A 23,785-nucleotide genomic window follows, 5' to 3' on the forward strand; every position below is an offset into this window, starting at 1 on the left:
AAGCCTGTTTTGTGACGGCTGCGCAACCCACTCACGCACAGCCGTGCTCTTTCCGTCATTTGATCAGCCACCCGCAACCGCATTATCCCTGCAATAGCGCGGGGCCGGTGGCTGCCCGGCAATTTTTACGCCGCCGCCTCCAGGCAGACGGCCCGTTGCACCGGCTGCGTCAGGTCCAGGTCCGGATGAGGCGTTTCGAACACGAACCTGTACAGCGGATGTTTCGCCTCCGACCAGCGCCGGCGCGCCGCCGATACCTCGCCCGCCATCACCCGGTGCGGCAGCCCGCCGACATGCGTCATTGGAACATACCGGTGATCGGCAAAAATGTCGCGAAACAGCATCGCCTCGTACTCACGGTCGATCGGCGAGCGCGCCGTGATGAGCAGCCAGTCGATGCCCCGCTGCTCGCACAGCAGGAACAGCGCCTTGAACAGCATCATCTTGACCATCCGGCCGCTCGACGGACCCGTCACCGCCAGGCGCGTCGCTTCCGCCAGCCGGCCCGACGACGCGCACCAGGACGGCAGCTCGACCGAATGCTCGACGGGCAACGCCGCGAATTCGTTGGTCTGAATCCGCATCGTGCCAATTGGTGCGCGATCGAGCCGCGATTCCGCGAGCAGGATCGTCGTGCCCGGCGCGACGTCGGCGTCCTCGATCGTCATCGTTCGCGCGAATTCAGGCAGATGACGCCCATACGCGCTGCGCCTGACGGCCACGGCTTTCGCGATGTCCTCGCGGTTGACGGCTATACGTACAGTAAACGGCAGACGTTCCGGCTCCTGAAGGCCGATGTTCGCAACTTTCTGGTTTGCTTCGCTGTCGCGTGCCGTACGAATGACTTCGTGGTTGAGCTCGAGAATTTCCATTTTTCATCCCTTTTATTGGTCGTGGAATAGACATCCGCTGACGTTCCCTATGTCCGGAATGGGTCCGGAACGACAGCGGCAGCCAAGAGGCGGGCCTTCAAATTCACTTCGCAGTACGACGGGGACTGGCATCCACCTGGATAGTGGGTGTAGCGCGTGCTGTCAGAATCGAAGCCGACTCTGATGGGATGGTGGCACTTTTCATCGGACAACACCCGCTCGAACACAAAAAAGCCGCCCTTTCAAGCAGGCGGCGCGACTGTCGGACACTGCCGTGTCGGGGTCGATCAGGGATGGGAAGTGCTGTACGTCCCTGTTCTGTACGTCCCTGTGTCACGGGAAGTACGCGAACGGGCGCCGTTGCGGACGAACGCACGGGCGCCGTCGCGCTACGCACTTAACAGGTGCCTGGGGAGGGATGCTTTGATGAGGCGGCTCCTGACCGAACCGTGCCTGCTTCATGGGCAGGAGTCGCCTGGGGGACCTTACGACGCAATGGCCCGAGGCCTTTGCGCCGATAGTCGAAGCGGCGCCGAACTCGCGCCAGATGAAGATGCAGCGCCTACAGAAAACCGATCGAGATCCATGGGATGGCGGCAACGAGCACCAGTCCCACGCCGAGCGCCACCATATACGCCACGATCGGCCGCATGCCCTCTTCCGGGTTGATGCGGTTGATCGCGCAAGCGGTGTAATACCCGACGCCGAATGGCGGCGCGAACAGCCCCATGCCCATCGCGAGGATCGCGATCATCGCGTAATGCACGGGATGTACGCCCACCGTCTCCGCGATCGGAAACAGCAAAGGCCCGAACAGGACGATGGCGGGAATGCCTTCGAGCAGACTGCCAAGCACGACGAACAGCACGATCCACGCGACGACGAATGTGATCTTGCCGCCCGGCAGTTGCGCGAAGATGTCGGCCAGCGCATCCGAGAAGCCCGACTGCGTGAGGCACCAGGCCATGCTGGTCGCCGCGCCGATGATCAGCAGGATCGCGCCCGACAACGCAGCCGTCCCGACCAGAATCGGCCAGATGCGCCGCACGTCGAAGCGGCGATAAATCAGCAGGCCCGCAAGGATCGCGTAGACGATGCCGATCGTCGAGACCTCGGTCGCCGTCGCGACGCCTTCGACAACGGCAAGCCGGATGACGAACGGCAACGCGAGCGCGGGCAACGCGATCCAGAAGCTGCGCAGCACGTCGCGCGCGCGAGGGCGCGCTTCGGCCGCGCTGTCGTCGATGTGACGATGCCGCCACCAGACCAGCACGCACAGCATCAGCCCGACGACGAGCCCCGGCAGCAACCCGCCGCCCGTAAACAGCGCGCCAATCGATACGCTCGTCACGGAGCCGAGAATGATCAGCACGAGACTCGGCGGAATCGTCTCCGTCTGCGCGGCCGTCGCCGACAGCAGCGCGACGAACTCGCCGGGCTTCGTGCCGCGCGCCCGCATCTCGGGATACAGCACGGGCGCGAGCGCCGCCATATCGGCAGACTTGGAACCGGAGATACCCGACACGAGGTACATCGCGCCCACCAGCACATACGAGAGTCCGCCCGGCACGTGGCCGAGCACATTCGCAAGAAAGGCAACGAGCGCCTTCGCCATGCCCGTCATTTCCATCAGCATGCCGAGGATCACGAACAGGGGCACGGCCAGCAGCACGATCTGCGACATGCCCTGGTCCATCCGGCTCGCCATCACCAGCAACGGCAACTGCGTCGCGATCGACAGATAGCCGAACGACGCGAGCGCGAACGAGAACGCAATCGGCACGCCGGAGAACACACAACGCTTGTCAACGCGGCGATTGTGCGTTGCAATCACCCACCGTGACTTCACAACGAATAAGGACGGAAATGGAACAGGCGTCGAACGCAGTGACAGCCGACGGGCAACGCTGGTTGACGGTCGCGGGTCCCGTGATTTTTCTGCTGTTGTGGTCCGCCGGTTTTCCGATTGCGCGGATCGGCCTGCGCTACGCGTCGCCCCTCACCTTTCTTGCAATCCGCTTTGCGTTGAGCGTCAGCGTGCTCGTCGTCATATGCGCGGTCCGCCGGCCTGTGTGGCCGCGCGGGCTGCATGCGTGGAAGCATCTGATCGTCGTCGGCTTTCTCGTGCAGGTGCTGTACTTCGGGCTGAGCTATCTGTCGATGACGGCGGGCATCGAGACATCGGTGGTCGCGCTGATCGTCTCGCTGCAACCGATACTCGTCGGCGTGCTCGCGCCGAAGCTGGTCGGCGAGCGCGTCGGCGCACGACGCTGGACGGGACTGATACTCGGCCTCGCGGGCGCGGCGGGCGTCATCGTCGCGCGCAGCCGCGTCCAGGTGGATTCGCTGGGCCCCGTGCTGCTCGCAATCGGTGCGCTGCTCGGCATCACGGGCGCAATGCTCTATGAAAAGCGCACGGCCGCATCGAACGATCCGCTGATGGCGAATCTCGTGCAGTACGCGGTGGGCCTCGTGTGTTGCGCACCGATGGCCATGCTGTTCGAGCATGGCCACGTGCAGTGGACGGGAACCTTCACGGCCGTCATGGCGTATCTCGTGCTGTGCAATTCACTGATCGCCATCAGTCTGCTGCTCGCGATGACACGCGCGGGCAAGGTATCGAAAGTGGCCGCGCTGTTCTTTTTCGTGCCGCCCGCCGCGGCGCTGATGAGCTACGCGTTCCTCGGCGAAACGCTGCCGACGTCCGCGTGGTGGGCAATGGGTGTTGCGGTGGTGGGCGTTGCGATTGCAACTTCGCAGTCGCGATGACGCGCGTGCCCCGCGTTCAACGGTCAATCCAGCGAAATTTTCACAGGAGCGATCTTCCAGATCCGCTCGCAGTACTCGGCGATCGCGCGATCCGATGAGAACTTCCCCGAGCGCGCCGTGTTGAGTATCGACATGCGGGTCCAGCGTGCCGGGTCCAGCCATGCAGCGCTCACGCGCTCCTGGCACGCAACGTAATCGGCGTAATCGGCGAGCACGAGGAACGGGTCCACGTGCAGCAGATTGTCGACGAGCGGGCGAAACACCTGCTGATCGCCGCGCGAGAATTGTCCGCCTGCGATCAGGTCCAGGACCTCGCGCAACTCTGCATTGCTTTCGACATGCACGGAAGGACGATAGCCTTCGCGCCTGACGCGCTCCACCTGCGCGACCGTCAGGCCAAAGAGGAAGAAGTTCTCGTCGCCGGCTTCTTCGCGGATCTCGACGTTCGCGCCGTCCAGCGTGCCTATCGTGATCGCGCCGTTCATCATGAACTTCATGTTGCCTGTGCCCGACGCTTCCTTGCCCGCAGTCGAAATCTGCTCGGACAGGTCGGCGGCGGGATAGATGAACTGCGCGTTCTTCACGTTGAAATCCGGAAAGAACACGACCTTCAGCCTGCCGTGCATCGCGGGATCGTTGTTCACGACTTCAGCGATGCCCGTAATCAGCCGGATCATCAGCTTCGCCATCGCGTATCCCGGCGCGGCCTTTCCGCCGAACACGAAGCAGCGCGGCACCGTGCCCTGCTCCACGTTGCGCCGCAGGCGCTGGTAAAGCGCGACGATGTAGAGCGCGTTCAGATGCTGTCGCTTGTACTCGTGGATGCGCTTCACCTGGATGTCGAACAGCGCATCCGGGTCCACGTCGATATTCGTCACATGGCGGATCTGGCCCGCGAGAATGCGCTTGTTCACATGCTTGACGGCACGCCATTTTTCCTGGAACGCGCGATCGTCGGCATACGCTTCGAGCTTGCGAAGCTGCGTGAGATCCGTGACCCAGCCATCGCCGACGGTTGCATCGAGCAGCCTCGCAAGGCCCGGATTGCTCAGCAGCAGGAAGCGGCGCGGCGTGACGCCGTTGGTGACGTTGTCAAAACGTTCGGGCCACAGCTCCGCGAAATCGTGCAGCACGGTCTGCCTGAGCAGCGTCGAATGCAGCGCCGCGACGCCGTTGACGGCATGACTGCCGATCGTCGACAGGTACGCCATTCGGATTCTCTTCTCGCCGCTCTCGTCGATCAGCGACATGCGCGCGATGCGCGCCTCGTCGCCCGGATACTTTCGCCGCAGTCCGTCGAGGAACCGGCGATTGATCTCGTAGATGATTTCGAGCGGACGCGGCAGCAACCTGCCGAAGAGCCGCAAGCCCCACGTTTCGAGCGCTTCGGGCAACAGCGTGTGGTTGGTATAGGCGAGCGTGCGGCACGTGATGTCCCACGCTTCGTCCCAGGGAAGAAGCCGTATGTCGACGAGCAGGCGCATCAGCTCGGCGACGGCAATGGACGGATGCGTGTCGTTCAGCTGAACCGCGAACATCTCGGCGAAACGCGAGACGGGCACGCCCTTCAGGTCGAGAATGCGCAACATGTCCTGCAGCGAACAGGAGACGAAGAAGTACTGCTGCGCGAGACGCAGCCGCTTGCCGGCTTCGGGCTCGTCGTTCGGATAGAGCACCTTCGACAGCGTCTCCGAAATGACCTTTTCCTCCACGGCCTGGTAGTAATCGCCTGCGTTGAAGTCCTCCAGGTCGAATGACTCGATGGCCTCGCTTTTCCACAGGCGCAGCGTGTTGCACATGTTCGCGCGATAGCCCAGCATCGGCGTATCGCAGGCCACGCCCTTGACCATCCGAGCCGGCAGCCAGCGCACGCGGAAGCGGCCTTGCTCGTCGGTCCACTGTTCCGTATGCCCGCCGAAACCGGCGTAGTAGCACACGCTCGGGCGCACGATCTCCCACGGGTTGCCTTTTTGCAGCCATTTGTCGGTGACTTCCACCTGGCAGCCGTCGCGTATCTCCTGATCGAAGATGCCGAACTCGTAGCGGATGCCGTAGCCGACAGCCGGTATTTCGAGCGTCGCCAGCGAGTCCAGATAACAGGCGGCGAGCCTGCCGAGCCCGCCATTGCCGAGTCCCGGCTCTTCCTCCAGTGCGAGCAGCGCATCGAGGTCCTGGCCGAGCGACTGCATGACAGCGCGCGCGTTGTCCTCGATGCCGAGGTTCAGCAGATTGTTGCCGAGCTGCGGGCCGATCAGGAATTCAGCAGAGAGATAGCACGCGACCCGCAGCTCGCGTACGACGTAGTGCTGGATCGTCGCGGCCCAGCGCGCCAGCATCCGGTCGCGCACGCTGTACGACAGCGCCATGAACCAGTCATACGGCGTAGCGATGCTGGGAGGACGGGCCTGCAGGCAGATCAGATTGTCGAGCACGCCGCGCCGCAGCGCATCGACGTCGAGCCCGGTGCGCGCCGATCCGGCGCTCGGGGGTACGCCTGATGCCGGATTGGTGGTCACGATGCTTCCTCCCGATTCGCCGCGTCAAACGCGTGACGCTGTCGCGCCCGTTCGTCATACCGGGCGCGAGCCGCGCCTCGGCCGAACGAACCTCAACGGCAGCATATGTTACGGCGCAAGGATTGCAAGCTCGATGAACCGAACCGCGCAGGCTTTCCTCTGACGATTATCGGGTGGGCAACGCTACGGATGTCGATGAACGAACGAAGATCACGCGGCGGCGCATTGCGTCGAATCCTCCATGTCCGCCTGAACCTCGCGTGGCCGCTCGTTCGCGTGAATTGTCTGCAGACCGTTCGTTCTGGCACGCTGCAACGCGCGATATTCGGTCGGCGACTTCCCGATACAACGGCGAAACAGCTTGCCGAGCCTGCCGCCGTCGGTCAGACCGACGCGTCGCGCGATCTTGTCGGCGGGCAGCGAGGTTTCGGCCAGCAGCACGCAGGCCAGATCGAGCCTCGCCCGTTGCAGGTATTCCGATGGCGATGTCCCCAGACATGCCTGAAAGTAGCGCAGCAACGTGCGCTGGCTCATCGCGCACGCTTGCGCGGCATCGGCGACGCTGACGGGACGGTGGCAGTTGTTCTTGAGCCATCGGCCTGCGGCGTGCACCTTGTCGGCCGTGCTCATGCCCGCATCGATCGATGACAGCAACGTGTCGACCTGTACGCAGACCGTGCGATGCAAGGCCTCGCGCGCAATCGTCTCGCCGATATCGTCGCGAATGATCTCGAAGACCGCCTTGATCGCGCCGGATAATCGCACTTTGGCCTGCAAGCCTTGCGCGACGCGATCGCGCTCCGATACATACGGAGTGTCGTTCACGGTATCGGCCGCAAGGAAACGCACGGGCGTGCCGGCCGCCCTGACCCGTTGCAGCCACGCTGCATGCGAGAGCCCGTTGCACACCTCGTCCGCATTCGGACCTGCGGCGACGAACACGCACGCGAATCGCGTCCCGATCGTATCGCCCAATTTGCCCGTCGACACGACAAGCGAGCGATGGCACTTCACGAGGCCGCCATTCGCGGACAGAAACTGCATCCCGTACCTGCACGCATGTTGAGCGCCCGCCAGTTCGCTCGCGCAATCGAGCGCTTCGGCGACGACGGCCACGCCTAGAAGGTCGCACGCATCCGTCAGCACGAACGCGATCCGTTGCAAGCTCGAAACACTGCCTCTGTATTCGTCGGCGCGTTGACGCCCGTTCTCGGCCACAAACATGATTCCTCCAGCTGATTCATCGCGACGTGCGTCGGCATGCATCGATTGAAAAGACGAACTTCTTCATACGTTTTCGCAATTCCGCGAACGCACGGCGACGATGCGCGTCCGTGCGCTACCGTCGGCCGAGCGCTTCCATCACCGCTTCGACCACTTCGCCGGGATCGGCGGAGCGTGGAAACCAGCCGTCCCATTGCGTCCAGTCGACGCGCGCATCGTCGGCCGAAAACGCGATCATCACGGGACGGCCCGCGCCGGCCGCGCTGCGCGTGACCGCGTCCGATACATCGCCATCGTCGGCACCAACGAACGGACTCGACGTAACGATGACGCGCGGATCGAGCCGCCGCGCGGCATCGCGTGCTTCTTCCATCGTGAGGGCCGGCATCACGACGACGCCACGCGAAGTCAGCCGCGAAGCCAGCGCCGACAACCGGCTGGCATCGGGATCGAGGATCAGCACATCGACTCTCGCAGCGCGATTGACGGGCATCTGCCGCTGACGCGCGCGTGCGCGACGCCACTGCCTGAGCGGCCATAGCATCCGGTTGAACGCGTGCGCCAGCACGATCCTTCGCCAGATACGCGCTGCGCTGAACGTCGCGCGGCGCGACTGACGTTCGAGCAGCCGCTTGCTGTCAGGCAGATGCACCAACACACATCCCTTGTACCAGCGCAGATCGCGATGCGTGTTGCCGGACCAGTGCCGTCCCACCAGCCGGTGCGCGCCGACATCGACGATCTGTTGCCCTTCTTCAGCAAGCAAGTTCAGTGCCGCAGAGACGAACGCTTCGTCGCCGTGATGGTTCAACCGGTCGATCGAGGACCTGTACCGTTCGAAACATATCCGCGCGCGAGGCACGAGCTTGTCGATGAACGCCGCCGATGCCAGCAGCGCCTCGCCGCCGAACCATCGCGGGTTGGCGAGCCGCTTGCCCGCGACCGTCTCCAGATCGGCGATGACGCGGCTCTCGCCATGTGCGGAGAACTCCTGATCGGAGATGTCATACGCGCCCACGCCCGTCGCGCGGCAACGCAGCAGCAGTTCAGCGCTCACGCCTCGAAGCGCGAGCATGTCGGTATCGAGCAGCATCAGCAGCTGGCCTTCGTGCAACGTAGCGGCTGCCTGCTCCAGCAAGTCGAGCTTGAAATGCGTGCCATAGAACCGCGTGACCTTCGGCAACTCGAGTGTCGACGGTTTGAGCTGCAACACATCGGGACGCCAGTCCCCGGCGACATCAGCAAGATAGTGCTTGACCCTGTCCGCCACGTTGGTCGCGACGGTCAATCGCGGCAAGCCGGCGGCGAGCAGGCTCCGGTTGAGCGTGATGGACTGTTGGAGATAGGCGAACGGATCGACGCTCGTGCTGTTGGGACTGCCAACACTGTCCGTGTCGACGTAAACGAGCGCATAGGGTACGACGCTGGAATGGGAGCACGCCATACGTGGCGAACGCTGTTTCGTCTGCGTGGAGGTGGACCGAAAACCGTTGCTAAAAACAGCGGTGTCAAGCATGGTCGCCTCCAGCAGACCGCATCGACGCGCGGGATAGCACTCGCCATCTCGCACGTCTCGTTTCCAAAGACTAGTCGCTACGGATTACTTTATTAAGACCGTCGCCATGTCCGAAGATTGATTCTTACGTACAACACATGCGACTTCGGCGTGACGCTCGCGCATGCAACCGTTCGACTCGCGCGCTTCAGCGTCACTTGCCTATTTCCTGACGGATGCGCGCTACCTCGCGTGTCGTGACAGGGGCCGCATCGTTGCCCCATGTGTTGCGCACGAAGGTCAGCACGCGCGCCATCTCCGTATCGGTCAGCTTGCCCGCGAACGACGGCATTTTCTTCGGGTCCGGTCCCGATTGCGTATGCGGCGCCTCGCCGCCTTCGACCAGCAGGCGCACGAGCGAATCGGCGTGCTCGCTCAATACAGCAGGGTTGCCCGCGAGCCGCGGATACTTGAGCGGCTCGCCCATCCCATCCGCCTTGTGACAGCGCGCGCAAAAACCCTGATAGATGCCCGCGCCGGGCAATTCGACATCGCCCGTTTTCAGCGCGCGCACGGTCCGCAGCGCAGCGCGCGACTGGTCGTCGAAATGACCGGACGGCGCTTGCGCGGGCAAGCTCTTCAGATAGCGCGCGATCGCGTGCAGATCGTCGTCAGTCAGATACTGCGTGCTGTCCTCGACGACCTGGATCATGCTGCCGAACGTGACGAGACCGCCGCCATGCCCGCGTCGCAGGAATGCGGCGATGTCCTCCTCGGAAAAGCGTCCGAGGCCCGAGCCCGTGTCGCCTGTGAGGTTCGGCGCGAACCAGTGATCGTTCGTGCCGCCCGTCAGATAGAGCCGCGAGTGCTCGCTGTAGCCGCGCTCTTCGTAAGCGGGTCCGCGCGGCGTGTGACATGCGCCGCAATGCCCGAGCGATTGCACAAGATACGCGCCGCGATTCCATTGCGGGCTGCGCGACGATTGCGGCACGAATACATCATCGGGTGCAAACGCAAAGCTCCAGAACATCAGCGCCCAGCGCAGATTGAACGGAAACGGCAAGCGCGTGTGCGGCGCGGCCTTCGATACGGGCGCCACGCCGTGCATGAAATACGCGTAAAGCGCGTGCATGTCGTCATCGTTGATCTTCGCAAACGACGGATACGGCATCGCCGGATAGAGCCGCCGGTTGCCGGGCGCAACGCCCTCGCGCACGGCGCGCGCAAAATCGTCGTAGCTGTAGCGCCCGATTCCCGCGACGGGATCGGGCGTGATGTTCGACGACCAGATCGTGCCGAACGGCGAGCCCATCCCCAGGCCACCTGCAAAAGGCGCCGACGGATGCAACGGTTGCTTGCCCGAAGGTCCGCCCGGCGGCGCCGTGTGGCAGCCCGCACAATCGGCGGCTTTCGCGAGGTATTCGCCTTTCGCAATCAGTTTCGGGTCGGTGGAGTCGATGGGCACCATCGATATCTGCGCGTCGGCACGCTCCGGCATCGCGCCTGACGCGATAAAAGCCGCAGCCGCGATCGCCGCGATGCCGATACCTACGCTGATGCCGATACCTAGAACGACACGTCTGCTCATGATCGTCACCACTGCCCGCACGGCGACACAACCACCACGGCAACAGCCGTCGTGATCAGCCCGAACATGAACATCGCGCTCGACAGCGCGCTCACCCGCGCGAGAAACCATTCGAGTTCCGCGACCCGGCGCGCGCGTCCGTCGAGTGCGTGCCCGCGCCTGCCGCGCGTGAACACGACGGCGCGCCACGCGACGATCACACCCGCAACGCCCACGATCAGGCACGCTACGCTCAGCGCGACCAGCGCTGTCGTCACCCATGTCGGCGGCGACACGGGACGCAGCGGATCGGATAGCGCGCACGCCTGCGCCGTCAGCACTTCGCCGATGAACATCTGCGCGAACCATGCGAGCGGCGTCGCGAGCGCGGCCGTCAACAGGCGCCCCGAGTGAAAGCGCGGAATGTCGATGCGCGTCGCCGGCTCTTCGCGCCGCTGCCGCGTTTGCGTGCGGTCGTCGCTCATGCGCGCTCCCTCAGCACATACGGCGACAGATAGATCGTCGTGAAGATGAAGAGCCACACGAGATCGACGAAGTGCCAGTACAGGCCGCCTATCGTCAGCGCGAGGCAGCGCTTTTCATCGAAGTAGCCGCGCGCCGTCCATAGCAGCAGCAACGCCAGCACCACCAGCCCGACGATGACGTGCGCCATGTGAAAGCCGGTGATCGTGAAGTACAGCGAGCCATACAGGTGCGCGGTCATCCCGTAAGGATGGTTCTGCCATTCCTTGATCTGAATGCCGACGAACGTCACGCCCAGCACAAGCGCGGTGCTCATCGACGCGACGGCCCAATGGATGCGCCGACGCTTCACGCAGCGCTCGCATAGCCACACGAAGACGCTGCTCGTCAGCAGGATCGCCGTGTTCACGCCGCCGAGGCCGAGCTTCGGCAAGCCTTCGGGCGGCCACATGCGGCCGCTTTGCGACGCGAGATAAAGGTACGAAAAGATCAGATAGCCGAACAACGAGCCTTCCGTGACGATCAGCGCGAGACACCCGAACCAGCCGCCCGAGCGTTCGCCCGCGCTCCCGACGGGCAAGCTGACCTCGCGTCCATAGGCGTCGCGGCGAGAGGTATCGTCGTGCACCGTGCCGTTGTGCAACGCGTCGCTCATGTCAGCTCCCTGCGTCGCGCACGCGCTGCGGCTCGCGCTGGATCAGGCTGCGCTCGGGCCACAGCCACACGACGATCGACGCCGCGCAGCCCACCAGCATCGCCGCCACGAGCCACCACGCGAGCAGCGCAAGCCCCGCGAAAAGCAGCGTCGCGAACACGCTCAACACGAAAGGCGTGTACGAATCTTCCGGCATCTTCAGGATCACATCCGGCCGCGCTTCGAGCGCCGTCGTGCCGAGCGCTTCGCGGCCTCGATCGAGAATGAAGCCTTCTTCGAGCGACGAGCGCGAACCGTTCTGCTCCTCCTCTTCGATGCGCCCTTCCCATAACGGATGCCGGCTCGCGACCGTCGGCGCGACGGCGAAGTTGTACGGAGGCGGCGGCGAAGTCGTCGTCCATTCGAGCGTGCCGGCGTCCCACGGGTTGTCGCCCGCGACGGCGCCATGCCGCAAGCTGTACAGCAGATCGCACAGGAAGATCAGAATGCCGAGCGCGAGCACGAACGAGCCCACCGACGTAATCAGGTTCACCGTGCTCCAGCCCATGTCCGGCGCGTATGTATAAATGCGGCGCGGCATGCCGAGCAGTCCCGCGAGATGCATCGGAAAGAACGCCACGTTGAAGCCTATGAACATCACCCAGAAGGCAAATTTTCCAACACGCTCGCTCATCATGCGTCCCGTGAACTTCGGAAACCAGAAGTACACGCCGCCGATCACCGGGAACACGTTGATGCCGAGCAGCACGTAATGCAGATGCGCGACGACGAAGTAGGTATCCGTCAGTTGCCAGTCGAAAGGCACGGCCGCCGTCATCACGCCCGACACGCCGCCGATCACGAACAGCAGCACGAAGCCCGCGAAGTAATAGAACGGCACGCGGAACACGGGTCTCCCCGTCCAGATCGTTGCGATCCACGCGAAGGTCGCGATCGCGCTCGGCACGGCAATCGCCATGCTCGCCGCGCCGAACAGCGACAGCGCGAGCGCCGGCAAGCCCGTCGCGAACATATGGTGAATCCAGACGACGAAGCCGATCAGCATCGTCGCGACCGTCGACAACGCGACGGGCCCATAGCCCACCAGCGGCCGGCGGCAGAACACAGGCAATGCATCGGAGACGATGCCCATCGCGGGCAGCACGACGACATATACCCACGGATGCGCGAAGATCCAGAACAGGTGTTGCCACAACAGCGCGCGCCCGCCGTTCGCCACGTCGAAGAAATGCGTGCCGATGCGCCGGTCCATCCACAGCAGCAAAAACGCGAGGCTCACCGACGGCACCGCGAGCAGATTGCCGCACGACGCCGTCATCGTGCCCCACACGAGCACGGGGATGCGATCGAGCGACATGCCCGACGCGCGCATGCGCAGCAGCGTCACGACGAAGTTCACCGCGCCGACGGTCGTCGAAATGCCGAGCAGCACCATGCCGAGCGCGTAGACATCGATGTTCGGCCCCGTGTCGTATTCGAGGCCGGACAGCGGCACATAGTTGAACCAGCCGGCGTTGGGCGCTTCGCCGAGCGGAAAGCTCGCATACAGAAAGATCGCTGCGAACAGAAAGATCCAGTACGAAAACGCGTTGAGGCGCGGAAACGCCATGTCGCGCGCGCCGAGTATCAGCGGCCACAGATAGTTCGAGAAACCGGACAGCACGGGCAGCGCGTACAGGAAGATCATCGTCACGCCGTGCATCGTGAAGAGCTGGTTGTATTGCTCCGGCGTGAGCACCGTGCCGTTCGGCTGCGCGAGCTGCACGCGCATGATGAGCGCCTCGACGCCGCCCGCGATCAGGAACACGAAGGCCGTGACGAGATAGCGAATGCCGATGCGCTTGTGATCGACCGTCGACAGCCAGCCGCGCCAGCCCGGCGGCGTCTCCCACAGTTCGCGAAGCGCCTTCTCGGCTGCGCTGCCACGCGCGACGACGCCGCGCCGCAACGTGCGCTCGAGCGGCTCGCGCGAGGAAGTCGAAGAAGGAGTCGTGGTGTCGGCCATCCGTGTCTGTTCCCGTCAATGCAAGGTCGCGAGATATGCGGAGAGGGCCGCTGTCTCGCTCGTCGTCAGCGCGATGCTGGGCATCAGCGAATCGGGCTTGATCCGCTGAGCGTGGCGAATCCAGTCGAGCTGATGCTCGCGCGTGTTCGTTAATGCGCCCGCCGCGATCAGCCTGCGCGCATTCAGATGCGTGAGATCGGGCGCCTGCGCGCCGTTCGCGTCCGTGCCGCGCACCGTGTGGCAACCGGCGCAGCGCGCGTCGAAGAGCTGTTTGCCGTGCGATGTCAGCGCATCGGCCGAAGCGGCGACGGGCGTCGCGGGCTTGGCTTGCTCGCGGCGCCATGCATCGAAATCGGCACGCTCCTGCGCAATGACCTCGAACGCCATATGCGCATGCTGCGCGCCGCAAAACTGCGAGCATTGCCCGCGATACACGCCCGCTGCTTCGGCCTGAATCCATTGCTCGTTGATCTGCCCCGGAATGGTCTGCGTCTTGCCCGCGAGCTGCGGCACCCAGAACGCGTGAACCACGTCGGCGCTCTTCAGCACGATCTTCACGGGCTCGCCAACCGGGATATGGATTTCGTTCGCCGTGACGAATGCGGGCCCGCCGTCCGTGTCGCTGTAGTCGACTTTCCACCACCAGTCGTATGCCGTGACCGTCAGCGTCAGCGAAGGCGCACGCGGTGGCGCCGCTACCGAATCGAGCGCGACGAGCGTATAGGCGAGCGCAACCACCAGCAGCACGGACGAAATGCCCGTGCCGATGTACACCCAGCGAAGCGCGCCCTTTTCCCCTTGTTCAAGCGCGTTCGCGGCGCGTGCATCACGGCGGCGCGCAATCGCAATCGCGAGCAGCAGCGCGACGATCAGGACCACGCTCATCGAGAGCGCGGCGAGCGCCCAGCCGAGGCGCATCGTCGGCCCGGCGGCGGGACCGCCTGCGTGCAGGAAGTAATCGAGGGGCGCGCCCTGTGCATCGGTATGTGCAGCCATCAAGCCAGCCATCGACGCAATCGCGGCGGCCGCGGGCGCGCGAGTCCACACGCCTGTGCCGCCGCGACGCGCGTCTTCCGGCCTCCGTTGCATCCGCCTACTCCCCCTTTCGATGCCTGCATACCGCGACGTGGCGCGCCCGTACTTGCTCAGCAAGAAACGGGCACGGTCCGCACGGTCCGCACATGGTCCCCACGGCCACGTTACGCAGCTTCCGCAATCATCAAGCCGCCGCAAACGCCGCGCCGCGCACGCGCAAACATGCCGGCAAACGCCAGCCTGCAATACGCGTACGATTTACATCACACTGTGACCTTTACACGGGATGTCAGGCGTGGTTCTTCGCATGTAAGCGCATCACGCACGAACGTCCGCTAGTCCTTCCCGCCTGGAATCACCGAGCCGAGCACCTGACGCGCGGTGTTCGCAATCACGCTGCCTTCTTTCGGATCGCCTTCCATCAACGTCCGCGCGAACGCGCGCGCCTGCGCCATCGTCACGTGAGGCGGCAATGGCGGCACTTCCGGGTCCGACTTCACTTCCAGCACGACGGGGCGCTTCGCGGCCAGCGCGGTTTCCCACGCGTCGGACAACTGCTCGGCATCGTCGACGTAAAGGCCCGTCAAGCCGAGCAGTTCCGCAAAGCGGTGATAAGGCACGTTGGGAATTTCCTGCGACGCGTTGAACTTCGGATCGCCTTCCATCACGCGCTGCTCCCACGTCACCTGATTCAGGTCTTCGTTGTTCAGCACCATACAGATCCAGCGCGGATCGGCCCACTGCTTCCAGTACTTCGCGACGGTGATCAGCTCGGCCATGTTGTTCATCTGCATCGCGCCGTCGCCGACCATCGCGATCACGGGGCGGCCCGGATACGCGAACTTCGCGGCGATCGCATACGGAACGGCGGCGCCCATCGACGCGAGCCCGCCCGACAACGACGCCATCATCCCGCGGCGAATCTTCAGATCGCGTGCGTACCAGTTTGCACACGAGCCGGAGTCGCTGGTAAGAATGACGTTGTCGGGCAGGCGCGGCGACAGTTCGGTGAACGCGCGCTGCGGATTCACACCCTTGCTCGATGGCTGATGCGCGCGCTCGTCGAGCGTCTCCCACCAGCGCGAAGTCCAGCGCTCGATACGCGAGCGCCATACGTGACTGTCCTTCTCTTTCAGCAGCGGCAACAGCGCGCGCAACGTCTCCGCGCTGTCGCCGACGAGGTTCACTTCCATCGGATACCGCAAGCTCAGCATGTCGGCCTTGATGTCGATCTGCACGCCGCGCGCATCGCCTTCCTTCGGCAGAAATTCCGAGTACGGAAAGCCCGACCCGATCATCAGCAGCGTGTCGCATGACGTCATCAGCTCGTAGCTGGGCTTCGTGCCGAGCAGGCCGATCGATCCCGTTACCCACGGCAGATCGTCCGGCAACGCGGCCTTGCCGAGCAGCGCTTTCGCGACGCCCGCGCCGAGCCGGTCCGCCACCGCGATCACTTCATCCGTTGCATTCAACGCACCGGCGCCGACCAGAATCGCGACCTTGTGGCCTGCATTCAGCACATCGGCGGCGCGTTGCAGATCGTCTTGCGCGGGCACGACTCTCGGCCGCGAATAGCCGACGCCCGAATGCGCAGTGCCGTGCTTGCGCGCGGGCGGCTCGAATTCGAGGTCCTGCAAATCGTTCGGCAAGACGAGCGCCGTCACGCGCCGCTCCGACAACGCAATGCGCACCGCGCGATCGATCATGTGCCGCACCTGCGCGGGCACGCTCGCCTGCTGCACGTATGAACCGGCGACGTCCTTGAACATCGCCGCAATGTCGACTTCCTGCTGATAGTGCGAGCCCAGCGCGGCGCGCGCCTGCTGGCCGACGATCGCGAGCACGGGCATGTGGTCCATCCGTGCGTCGTAGAGGCCGGTGATCAGGTGTGCGGCGCCCGGCCCCGACGTCGCGATGCAGACGCCCAGCTCGCCGGTGAACTTCGCGTGCGCGCTCGCCATGAACGCGGCCATTTCCTCGTGCCGCGCCTGCACGAATTCGATCTTCCCTTCCGCCCGATTCAGCGCGCCGAAGACACCGTTGATGCCATCGCCCGGATAGCCGTACATGCGTCTTACGCCCCATTGATGCAGCCTGTCGACGATGAAGTCGCCTACTGTCTTTGCCATGAAAGCCTCCGCGGAAGAGAAGTTGTGCGTGCCCTTGTGCGGACACTGCGCCGTCTGTCGGGACAGCAAGACGCGCGCCCCATCGCGCGAAACCCCGCTGTAAGGCACATCCATTGCTCGCCGGTGAGTAGCGCAACACGGCCTGCCACAGTCGCCCGTCACGGATGCACACCATGAACGAAGCCGCTTCTTCTGCAACGACGGATCGTTACGCCGCGGCGCCCATCACGAGAATCACGGCAGACGCCTACACGATTTCGACGGATGCGCCCGAGGCAGACGGAACGTTCGAATGGAACTCGACGACACTCGTGGTCGCCGAAGTCGAAGCGGCTGGCGTCATAGGCCTGGGCTACACGTATAGCGACGCGTGCACGGCAACGCTGATACGGCATGCACTCGCCGATGTGCTGACCGGCGAAGAGGCGTCGCAAGTTCGGCGCTTGTGGCTTCGGATGCAGCGCCGCGTGCGCAACCTCGGTCGCGAAGGCATTGCGGCCACCGCGATCTCCGCATTGGACTGCGCGCTATGGGACCTGCACGCGAAGCGCCTGAACGTTCCTCTCGCGAATCTGCTGGGCCAGGCGCGCGACCGCGTGCCCGTCTATGGAAGCGGAGGCTTCACGACTTATACCGATGCGCAGATGCGCGAGCAGTTGACGCGCTGGGTGCATGACGACGGATGCCGATGGGTGAAGATCAAGATCGGCAGCGAGCCGGAGCGCGATCCCGCGCGCGTGCGATGTGCGCGCGACGCGATCGGCAATGACGCAGGGTTGTTCGTCGATGCGAACGGCGCGTATGACAGAAAGACTGCGCTGGGGTTTGCCGCGCGTTTCGCCGAACAACATGTGCAATGGTTCGAGGAGCCCGTCAGTTCGGATGATCTCGCGGGCCTCAACGCAATCCGTTGCAGCGCTCCGCCCGGAATGGACATTGCGGCAGGCGAGTACGGCTATACGCTCGACTATTTCCGGCGAATGCTCGAACAGAATGCCGTCGACGTGCTCCAGGCCGATGCGAGCCGTTGCGGCGGGATCACGGGCTTCATCGAAGCCGCTTACGTTGCGGCGGCTTTTCATGTGCCGCTGTCGGCTCACTGCGCGCCGGCCTTGCACCTGCACGTCGCGGCCGCCGTGCCCGGACTCGAGCATCAGGAGTGGTTTCACGATCACGCGCGCATCGAGTCGATGCTGTTCGATGGCGCACCGCGTGTTGCGGACGGAAGCATCGCGCCCGATCTCTCACGGCCGGGCTGCGGTCTCGAATTCAAGCGCCAGGACGCTCGCCGCTTTGTGACCAGCGCGCCTTGAAAGAACCGAACCCACGCATCGAACCTACGCTGACGCATCGAGCGGCTGATATGCAAACGATTTGATCACGATGACAAGAACTGCGTTATTTGTGCTCGGCGCGCTCTGCGCAGCCTCAGGTGCCGCCGCGCTCGCAACGAAAACGAATGGCGCGTCCGAGCGGCAACGTGCCCGTGTTCGTCTCGCACCGGCTCGTGCATCGGGCACGACATCGCGCATTCATATCGATGCCGCGCGCGGTTTCAATCACGGTTCCGCGTTGCTCGCTTTTTCCGCGCTCGCCGACAGCGCGGTCGAGCACTATCGCGGATCGTTCGACAACCCGGCCATGTATACGCCGCTCGTGTCCGCGACCTGCGCGCTGATCGCCGGACTGCACGGCGGCGCGGACCGCACTGAGGCCGCGCATTCGATCCGCCACGCGGCGTATGTCACGGCAGCGGTGGCAGGCGTCGCCGGGACGGCATTTCATCTCTACAACGTCACGAAGCGGCCGGGCGGCTTTAGCTGGCACAACCTGTTCTATGGCGCTCCGCTCGGCGCGCCGATGTCGCTGTTGCTGTCCGGCGCGCTCGGAGCGGTCGGCGAGCGCTTGCGCAACGAACCCGCCGTCGATCCGCGTCTGTTCGGCATGCCGGCCGGCAAGGCGCTCGCGCTCGCGGCCAGTATCGGATTGGCGGGCACGGTTGCCGAAGTCGGCCTGCTGCATTTTCGCGGCGCGTTCCAGCACCGCGCGATGTACGCGCCCGTCACGGTGCCGCCGCTCGCCGCTGCGATGCTCGCGAACGCCGCGCTATCCGCGCCACGGCAGCACTGGCTCACGCGAATCTGGTTGCGCGCGACGGCAGCGCTCGGTGTGGTGGGCACGCTGTTCCATGCACGCGGTATCGCGCGCAGCCAGGGCGGCTGGCGCAACTGGTCGCAGAACATTCTGGGCGGGCCGCCCTTGCCCGCGCCGCCCAGCTTCACCGCGCTCGCGTTGGCAGGACTCGCCGCGTTGCGCATGAGGGAGACAGAAAATGAATGACGCCACGCCTCTACCCGATTACACCGGCTATGACGTGCTCGACAAACGCGACACGCCATCGTGGGACGACGCGTCGCGCGCAGTCATCGGCGATCGCATCGCGACGGCCGACGAGCCCGCGTGGTGCAATCGCGAGCAGTGGCGCGCGCTGCGCGCGCTGTGCGCGATCATCGTCCCGCAGCCCGAGAACCGGGCATTTGTGCCGCTCGCCGCGCTCGTCGATCGCAAGATCGCGATGGGCAAGAGCGACGGCTATCGCCGTGCCGGTCTGCCTGCGTTGCAGGAAGCATGGCGAACAGGTCTCGCGGCACTCGACGACGAGAGCGTTCATCGACACGGCGCCGCCTTCGCCGATCTCGACGAACGCGCGCGCATCGGACTCGTTCAGTCGATGGAGCATGGAACGCTGACGGGCGGCGCGTGGCGCAACATGTCGTCGAAGCTGTTTTTCACGCAGCGCGTGCTGCACGATATCTGCACGACCTACTATTCGCATCCGTCGGCGTGGAGCGCGATCGGATTCGGCGGGCCTGCGAATCCGCGCGGCTATGTGCGCATGAACTTCAATCGAAGCGATCCGTGGGAGGGCAAGGAAGTGCCGCCCGAGGAGAGACAGCGTGCTCGATGATGCGCTTCGCGATCCGCGCGGCAAGCAAGGCCGCGCACCGGATGTCTTCACGCCTGGCGGATGGCTGCCGATGCGCGAGTATCCGCTGCATGAGGAAGTCGATTTCGCGATCGTCGGCACGGGCGCGGGCGGCGGCACGCTGGCCTGCCGGCTCGCGGAAAAAGGCTTCAAGGTGGTCGCGCTCGACGCGGGCGCGTGGTGGAGACCGCTCGAAGAATTCGCCTCCGACGAAACGCATCAGTCGAAGCTGTACTGGACCGACGAGCGGATCGTCGACGGCGACGATCCGCTCGTGCTCGGAGCGAACAATAGCGGCAAGGCCATTGGCGGAAGCACGGTTCACTTCGCGATGGTGTCGCTGCGATTCAGGCCCGAATGGTTCCGCTCGCGCTCGCTGCTCGGCTACGGCGCGGACTGGCCGCTCGACTGGCGCGAGATGTGGCGCTACTACACGTACGTCGAAGATGCGCTGAAGATTTCCGGACCGGTGCGTTATCCGTGGGGACCGAAGCGGCCGCGTTATCCGTATCGCGCGCATGAAATGAATGCGGCTGCGCTGGTGCTCGCGCGCGGCGCGGACGCACTCGGCATCGGCTGGAGCCCGACGCCGCTCGCGACGATTTCCGCGCCGCGCGGCAAGGCGCATCCGTGCGTCTATCGCGGCTTCTGCGTAGCGGGCTGCGCGACGAATGCGAAACAGAGCGCGCTCGTCACGTGGATTCCGCGCGCCGTCCATGCGGGTGCCGAGATTCGCGACCTCGCGATGGTCGGCCGCATCGACGTGAATCCGGCGGGACGCGCAACGGGCGTCGAATATCTGCGCGAAGGCCGATGGCAGTTTCAGCGCGCGCGTCATGTCGTCGTGGCCGGGTATGCGATCGAAACGCCGCGTCTGCTGCTGATGTCGGCCAACGACCGTTATCCGGATGGTCTCGCGAACAGCTCGGGGCTTGTCGGCAAGAATCTGATGGTGCAGTCGAATCAGGCCGTGTGGGGCGTGCTGGACGACGAGATACGCTGGTACAAGGGGCCGCCGTCGCTCGCGATCACCGAGCACTGGAACTATACGGACAAAGGCAAGGACTTCTTCGGCGGCTATGCGTACATGAGCCAGGGGCCGCTGCCCGTCGTGTGGGCGCAGACGCAGATCGGCCGCGGCCTGTGGGGACAGCCGCTGCTCGACGAGATGCAGATGTACAACCATCAGGCGGGACTCAAGATCGTCGGCGAGACGATGCCTCAGGAGCGCAACCGCGTCACGCTCGCCGACGAAAATGACCAATACGGTCTGCCGATCGCGCGCGTCACGTGGAGCTACTGCGACAACGACCGGCGGCTGATCTCGCATTCGCTCGGGTTCATGACGCAGGCGCTCGAAGCGGCAGGCGCGAAACGCGTCTGGGCGCAGCACGACGATACGTGCCATCTGAACGGAACGGCGCGCATGGGCGACGATCCGGCCACGAGCGTCGTCAATGCGGACTGCCGCAGCTGGGACATTCCGAATCTGTGGATCTGCGACGGCTCGGTGTTTCCGACCGTCGGCGGCGTCAACCCGTCGCTGACGATTCAGGCGATCGCCTGCCGCACGGCCGACAGGATCGAGGCGCTCGCTTCGCGCGGCGAGCTATAGGAATGAACATCGAGGCATGCGCATCGAGGCATGCGCATCGGGCAACGTCGAACAGCAAGGAGGGATTCATCGTGGGCGGCATCCGCAAACCACGAACGGTCGTGATAACAGGCGCCACGGCGGGCGTGGGACGCGCGGCCGCACTCGAATTTGCGCGGCACGGCGCCGACGTCGCGCTGATCGCGCGCGATGCCGACGCGCTGCACGACACCGCGCAGGAAATCCGCGCAGCCGGCGTGCGCGTCGTGTCGATCAAGGCGGACGTGAGCGACGCCGATGCGGTCGATGCGGCGGCCGCTTCGATCGAAGCGCGGCTCGGGCTCATCGACGTGTGGGTGAACAACGCGATGGTCACGGCCTTCGCGCCCGTCGATGCGCTGCCGCACGAGGACTTCGCGCGCATCACCGATGTGACGTATCACGGCTTCGTGTGGGGAACGATGGCCGCGCTGAAACGGATGATCCAGCGCGACGATGGCGTGATCGTGCAGGTCGGCTCCGCACTCGCCTATCGATCGATCCCGCTGCAATCCGCGTACTGCGGCGCAAAGCACGCGATACGCGGATTCACCGACGCGCTGCGCTGCGAGCTGCATCATCGCAAGAGCCGCGTTCATGTGACGATGGTGCAGATGCCTGCGCTCAACACGCCGCAGTTCGACTGGGCAGAAAACAGGATGCCGCACGCGCCACGGCCCGTCGCGCCGATCTTTCAGCCGGAAGTCGCGGCGCGCGCGATCTACTGGGCCGCTACCCATCGACGCCGCGAAGTGTGGGTCGGCGCGTCGTCGATCAAGGCGATTGTCGCGAACCGATGGGTGCCGGGCTGGCTCGACCGCTATCTCGGACGCAATGGCGTCGATGCGCAGCAGGACGCACGCATCGCCATCGAAGGGCAGCCGTCGAATCTGTGGGAGCCCGTCAGCGGCCTGCATCGCGTGCGAGGGCGCTTCGATGCGCAAGCGTCTTCGTCGAGTGCGGCGTTGTGGCTCGACACGCATCGTGGGCTCGCGGCGCTTGGCGCCGCTGCGATTGCCGCGCTCTGTGTCGGCGTGGTCCGGCGACGGATGTGATCGTGTCGTCGGGCGGCGTGATCGCTCGATGTCAGTCCAGCCATTCGAGCACGAACAAAGAGACCAGCGAGGCGCCCGCGCAAACGGTCGCGAGCCAGCACAGACACCGCAGAACCCAATGCGCGCTCAGATCGCCGACAGCCGAGTGCTTCGTGCTCAGCAACACGAGCATGAACATCACGGGCATCGCCGTCGATCCGTTGACCAGCGCGCCCCAGTACAGGATGCGCAGCGGCTCGACATGCGCGCACACCATCGACACGCCGAGCGCGCCGCCAAGCAGCATTACGGCGATCAATACGAACGCGACGCGACGGTTCGAGAGCCCACTGTCCTCGTTCTCTTTCTCGAACACGCCGGCCGCCGCATGCGCCGCCGAACCCGCGAGCGGAGGCAGCGCAATCAGCGCCGTGCCGATGAGCGCCAGCGCGAGCACCTGCGACGCGTAGCCGTGTGCGACGGGCTCCAGCACACGCGCTGCGTCCCGCATGTGCTGCATGTCGCGCCCATACGCGTAGAGCGTCGCGGCCGTCGCCGCCATGATCGCGAATCCGACCGCGTTCGAAAACGCCGTTCTGATCAGCGTGTCCTTGCGCACTTTGCGAAACTGCACGTCGAGCTTGCGCCTGCACTCGTCCGATTGCCTGTGCTCGGGATCGAGCCGCAATTCCTCGACCTGTTGCGACGCCTGTGAAAAAAGCAGATACGGACTGATGGTGGTGCCGAGTACCGCCATCAGCATCGAGAAGTAGTGTTCGCTCCAGTGCAGACGCGGCACCAGAGATCCCGCCAATACGCCGTGCCACGATACCTGCGTGACGATCATCACGCCGGCATACGCGAACAGCGCGAGCGTCAGCCACTTCACGAATCTTGCGTAGCGCGGGTACGGCACCGTGAATTGCAGCACGATGGAAAGCACCGTCGATAATGCCGCGAACACGGGCACGGAGCCGTTCCACAAGAAGTTCGCCGCGACGCCCATCGCGACCGCGTCGGCGGCGATGTTGAAGATGTTCGCGATCAGAAAGCGGGCGACGGCGAGATAGAAAAAGATACGCGGATAGTGCTCGCGCATGTTGCTCGTCAGGCCCTTGCCCGTCAGCGACGCGATGCGTGACGCGACCAGTTGGAACGCGACCATCGACGGATAGGACAGCACGCACAGCCATAGCATCTCGTAGCCGAACTGCGCGCCCGCAAGCGAATACGTTGCGATGCCGCTGGGATCGTTGTCGCTCGCCATCGACGCGAGCCCCGGTCCCAGGTCCGCCGCCCACGAGCGGGCGGGCGTCTCAGCGGGCGTCTCATTGGGGCCGTTCGTGTTCTGCTTGCGTCGCGTGGTTGTCGACATCGTCCAT

The 23,785-nt window shown here is 64.6% G+C and carries 17 protein-coding genes and 1 pseudogene; 6 read left to right on the plus strand and 12 right to left on the minus strand.

The features are described 5' to 3' along the window. Nucleotides 1-125: 125 nt before the first annotated feature. Nucleotides 126-872, minus strand: a complete 747-nt coding sequence (locus VSR68_RS04065; RefSeq protein WP_342938565.1) for an N-acyl amino acid synthase FeeM domain-containing protein — start codon at nucleotides 870-872, stop codon at nucleotides 126-128. A 562-nt stretch (nucleotides 873-1,434) separates the two neighbouring features. Beyond that, nucleotides 1,435-2,667: pseudogene (locus VSR68_RS04070) on the minus strand (TRAP transporter large permease); the annotation flags it as partial. Nucleotides 2,668-2,738: 71 nt separating this feature from the next. On the opposite strand from VSR68_RS04070, the gene VSR68_RS04075 reads away from it, so the two are divergent. Further along, nucleotides 2,739-3,641 (plus strand): DMT family transporter, encoded by a 903-nt coding sequence (locus VSR68_RS04075; protein ID WP_342938566.1) that lies wholly within the window; start codon nucleotides 2,739-2,741, stop codon nucleotides 3,639-3,641. 23 nt (nucleotides 3,642-3,664) lie between these two features. On the opposite strand, the gene VSR68_RS04080 is transcribed toward VSR68_RS04075, so the two are convergent. From VSR68_RS04080 to VSR68_RS04120, 9 genes are all read right to left on the minus strand, one after another. Then, a complete protein-coding gene (locus tag VSR68_RS04080; protein WP_342938567.1) occupies nucleotides 3,665-6,157 on the minus strand; it encodes a glycogen/starch/alpha-glucan phosphorylase in 2,493 nt (830 codons plus the stop codon). A gap of 210 nt (nucleotides 6,158-6,367) precedes the next feature. After that, nucleotides 6,368-7,381: a helix-turn-helix domain-containing protein gene (locus VSR68_RS04085; RefSeq protein WP_342938568.1), complete on the minus strand. Its 1,014-nt coding sequence runs from the start codon at nucleotides 7,379-7,381 to the stop codon at nucleotides 6,368-6,370. Between the two features lie 115 nt (nucleotides 7,382-7,496). Beyond that, complete coding sequence (locus VSR68_RS04090) at nucleotides 7,497-8,897, minus strand: response regulator receiver protein (RefSeq protein WP_342938569.1); 1,401 nt, start codon at nucleotides 8,895-8,897, stop codon at nucleotides 7,497-7,499. Nucleotides 8,898-9,090: 193 nt separating this feature from the next. Then, entirely contained in the window at nucleotides 9,091-10,464 is a 1,374-nt protein-coding gene (locus tag VSR68_RS04095; protein ID WP_428983449.1) for a c-type cytochrome, read from the minus strand. 5 nt (nucleotides 10,465-10,469) lie between these two features. Next, nucleotides 10,470-10,928, minus strand: coding sequence for a hypothetical protein (locus VSR68_RS04100; protein WP_342938570.1), 459 nt, complete (start codon nucleotides 10,926-10,928; stop codon nucleotides 10,470-10,472). Beyond that, complete coding sequence (locus tag VSR68_RS04105; protein WP_342938571.1) at nucleotides 10,925-11,581, minus strand: cytochrome c oxidase subunit 3; 657 nt, start codon at nucleotides 11,579-11,581, stop codon at nucleotides 10,925-10,927. Before VSR68_RS04105 ends, VSR68_RS04100 begins: the two co-directional genes overlap by 4 nt. Nucleotide 11,582: 1 nt before the next feature. Next, nucleotides 11,583-13,586, minus strand: coding sequence for a cytochrome c oxidase subunit I (gene ctaD, locus VSR68_RS04110; RefSeq protein WP_342938572.1), 2,004 nt, complete (start codon nucleotides 13,584-13,586; stop codon nucleotides 11,583-11,585). A 15-nt stretch (nucleotides 13,587-13,601) separates the two neighbouring features. Beyond that, nucleotides 13,602-14,675: a cytochrome c oxidase subunit II gene (gene coxB, locus VSR68_RS04115; RefSeq protein WP_428983450.1), complete on the minus strand. Its 1,074-nt coding sequence runs from the start codon at nucleotides 14,673-14,675 to the stop codon at nucleotides 13,602-13,604. Between the two features lie 281 nt (nucleotides 14,676-14,956). Further along, on the minus strand, nucleotides 14,957-16,750 hold the full coding sequence (locus VSR68_RS04120; protein ID WP_342938573.1) for a thiamine pyrophosphate-requiring protein: 1,794 nt from the start codon (nucleotides 16,748-16,750) through the stop codon (nucleotides 14,957-14,959). Between the two features lie 173 nt (nucleotides 16,751-16,923). Here VSR68_RS04120 and VSR68_RS04125 point away from each other — a divergent pair, with 173 nt between their 5' ends. The 5 genes from VSR68_RS04125 (at nucleotide 16,924) to VSR68_RS04145 (ending at nucleotide 22,424) form a co-directional block, all read left to right on the plus strand. Then, nucleotides 16,924-18,063: an enolase C-terminal domain-like protein gene (locus VSR68_RS04125; RefSeq protein ID WP_342938574.1), complete on the plus strand. Its 1,140-nt coding sequence runs from the start codon at nucleotides 16,924-16,926 to the stop codon at nucleotides 18,061-18,063. 70 nt (nucleotides 18,064-18,133) lie between these two features. Beyond that, nucleotides 18,134-19,090, plus strand: coding sequence for a hypothetical protein (locus VSR68_RS04130; protein ID WP_342938575.1), 957 nt, complete (start codon nucleotides 18,134-18,136; stop codon nucleotides 19,088-19,090). Beyond that, nucleotides 19,083-19,718 carry a gluconate 2-dehydrogenase subunit 3 family protein gene (locus VSR68_RS04135; protein ID WP_342938576.1) on the plus strand — a complete coding sequence of 212 codons (636 nt, stop codon included), beginning with the start codon at nucleotides 19,083-19,085 and terminating at the stop codon, nucleotides 19,716-19,718. The genes VSR68_RS04130 and VSR68_RS04135 overlap by 8 nt, the downstream gene beginning before the upstream one ends. After that, nucleotides 19,708-21,351 (plus strand): GMC family oxidoreductase, encoded by a 1,644-nt coding sequence (locus tag VSR68_RS04140; protein ID WP_342938577.1) that lies wholly within the window; start codon nucleotides 19,708-19,710, stop codon nucleotides 21,349-21,351. Before VSR68_RS04135 ends, VSR68_RS04140 begins: the two co-directional genes overlap by 11 nt. Nucleotides 21,352-21,353: 2 nt before the next feature. After that, nucleotides 21,354-22,424, plus strand: coding sequence for an SDR family oxidoreductase (locus VSR68_RS04145; RefSeq protein WP_342938578.1), 1,071 nt, complete (start codon nucleotides 21,354-21,356; stop codon nucleotides 22,422-22,424). A gap of 31 nt (nucleotides 22,425-22,455) precedes the next feature. Here the strand turns inward: VSR68_RS04145 and VSR68_RS04150 are convergent, their stop codons facing one another. Beyond that, a complete protein-coding gene (locus VSR68_RS04150) occupies nucleotides 22,456-23,778 on the minus strand; it encodes an NRAMP family divalent metal transporter (RefSeq protein ID WP_342938579.1) in 1,323 nt (440 codons plus the stop codon). Nucleotides 23,779-23,785: the final 7 nt, after the last annotated feature.

Source organism: Paraburkholderia phymatum, assembly GCF_038900715.1.
In the GTDB taxonomy this organism is placed as follows: Bacteria; Pseudomonadota; Gammaproteobacteria; order Burkholderiales; family Burkholderiaceae; genus Paraburkholderia; species Paraburkholderia phymatum_A.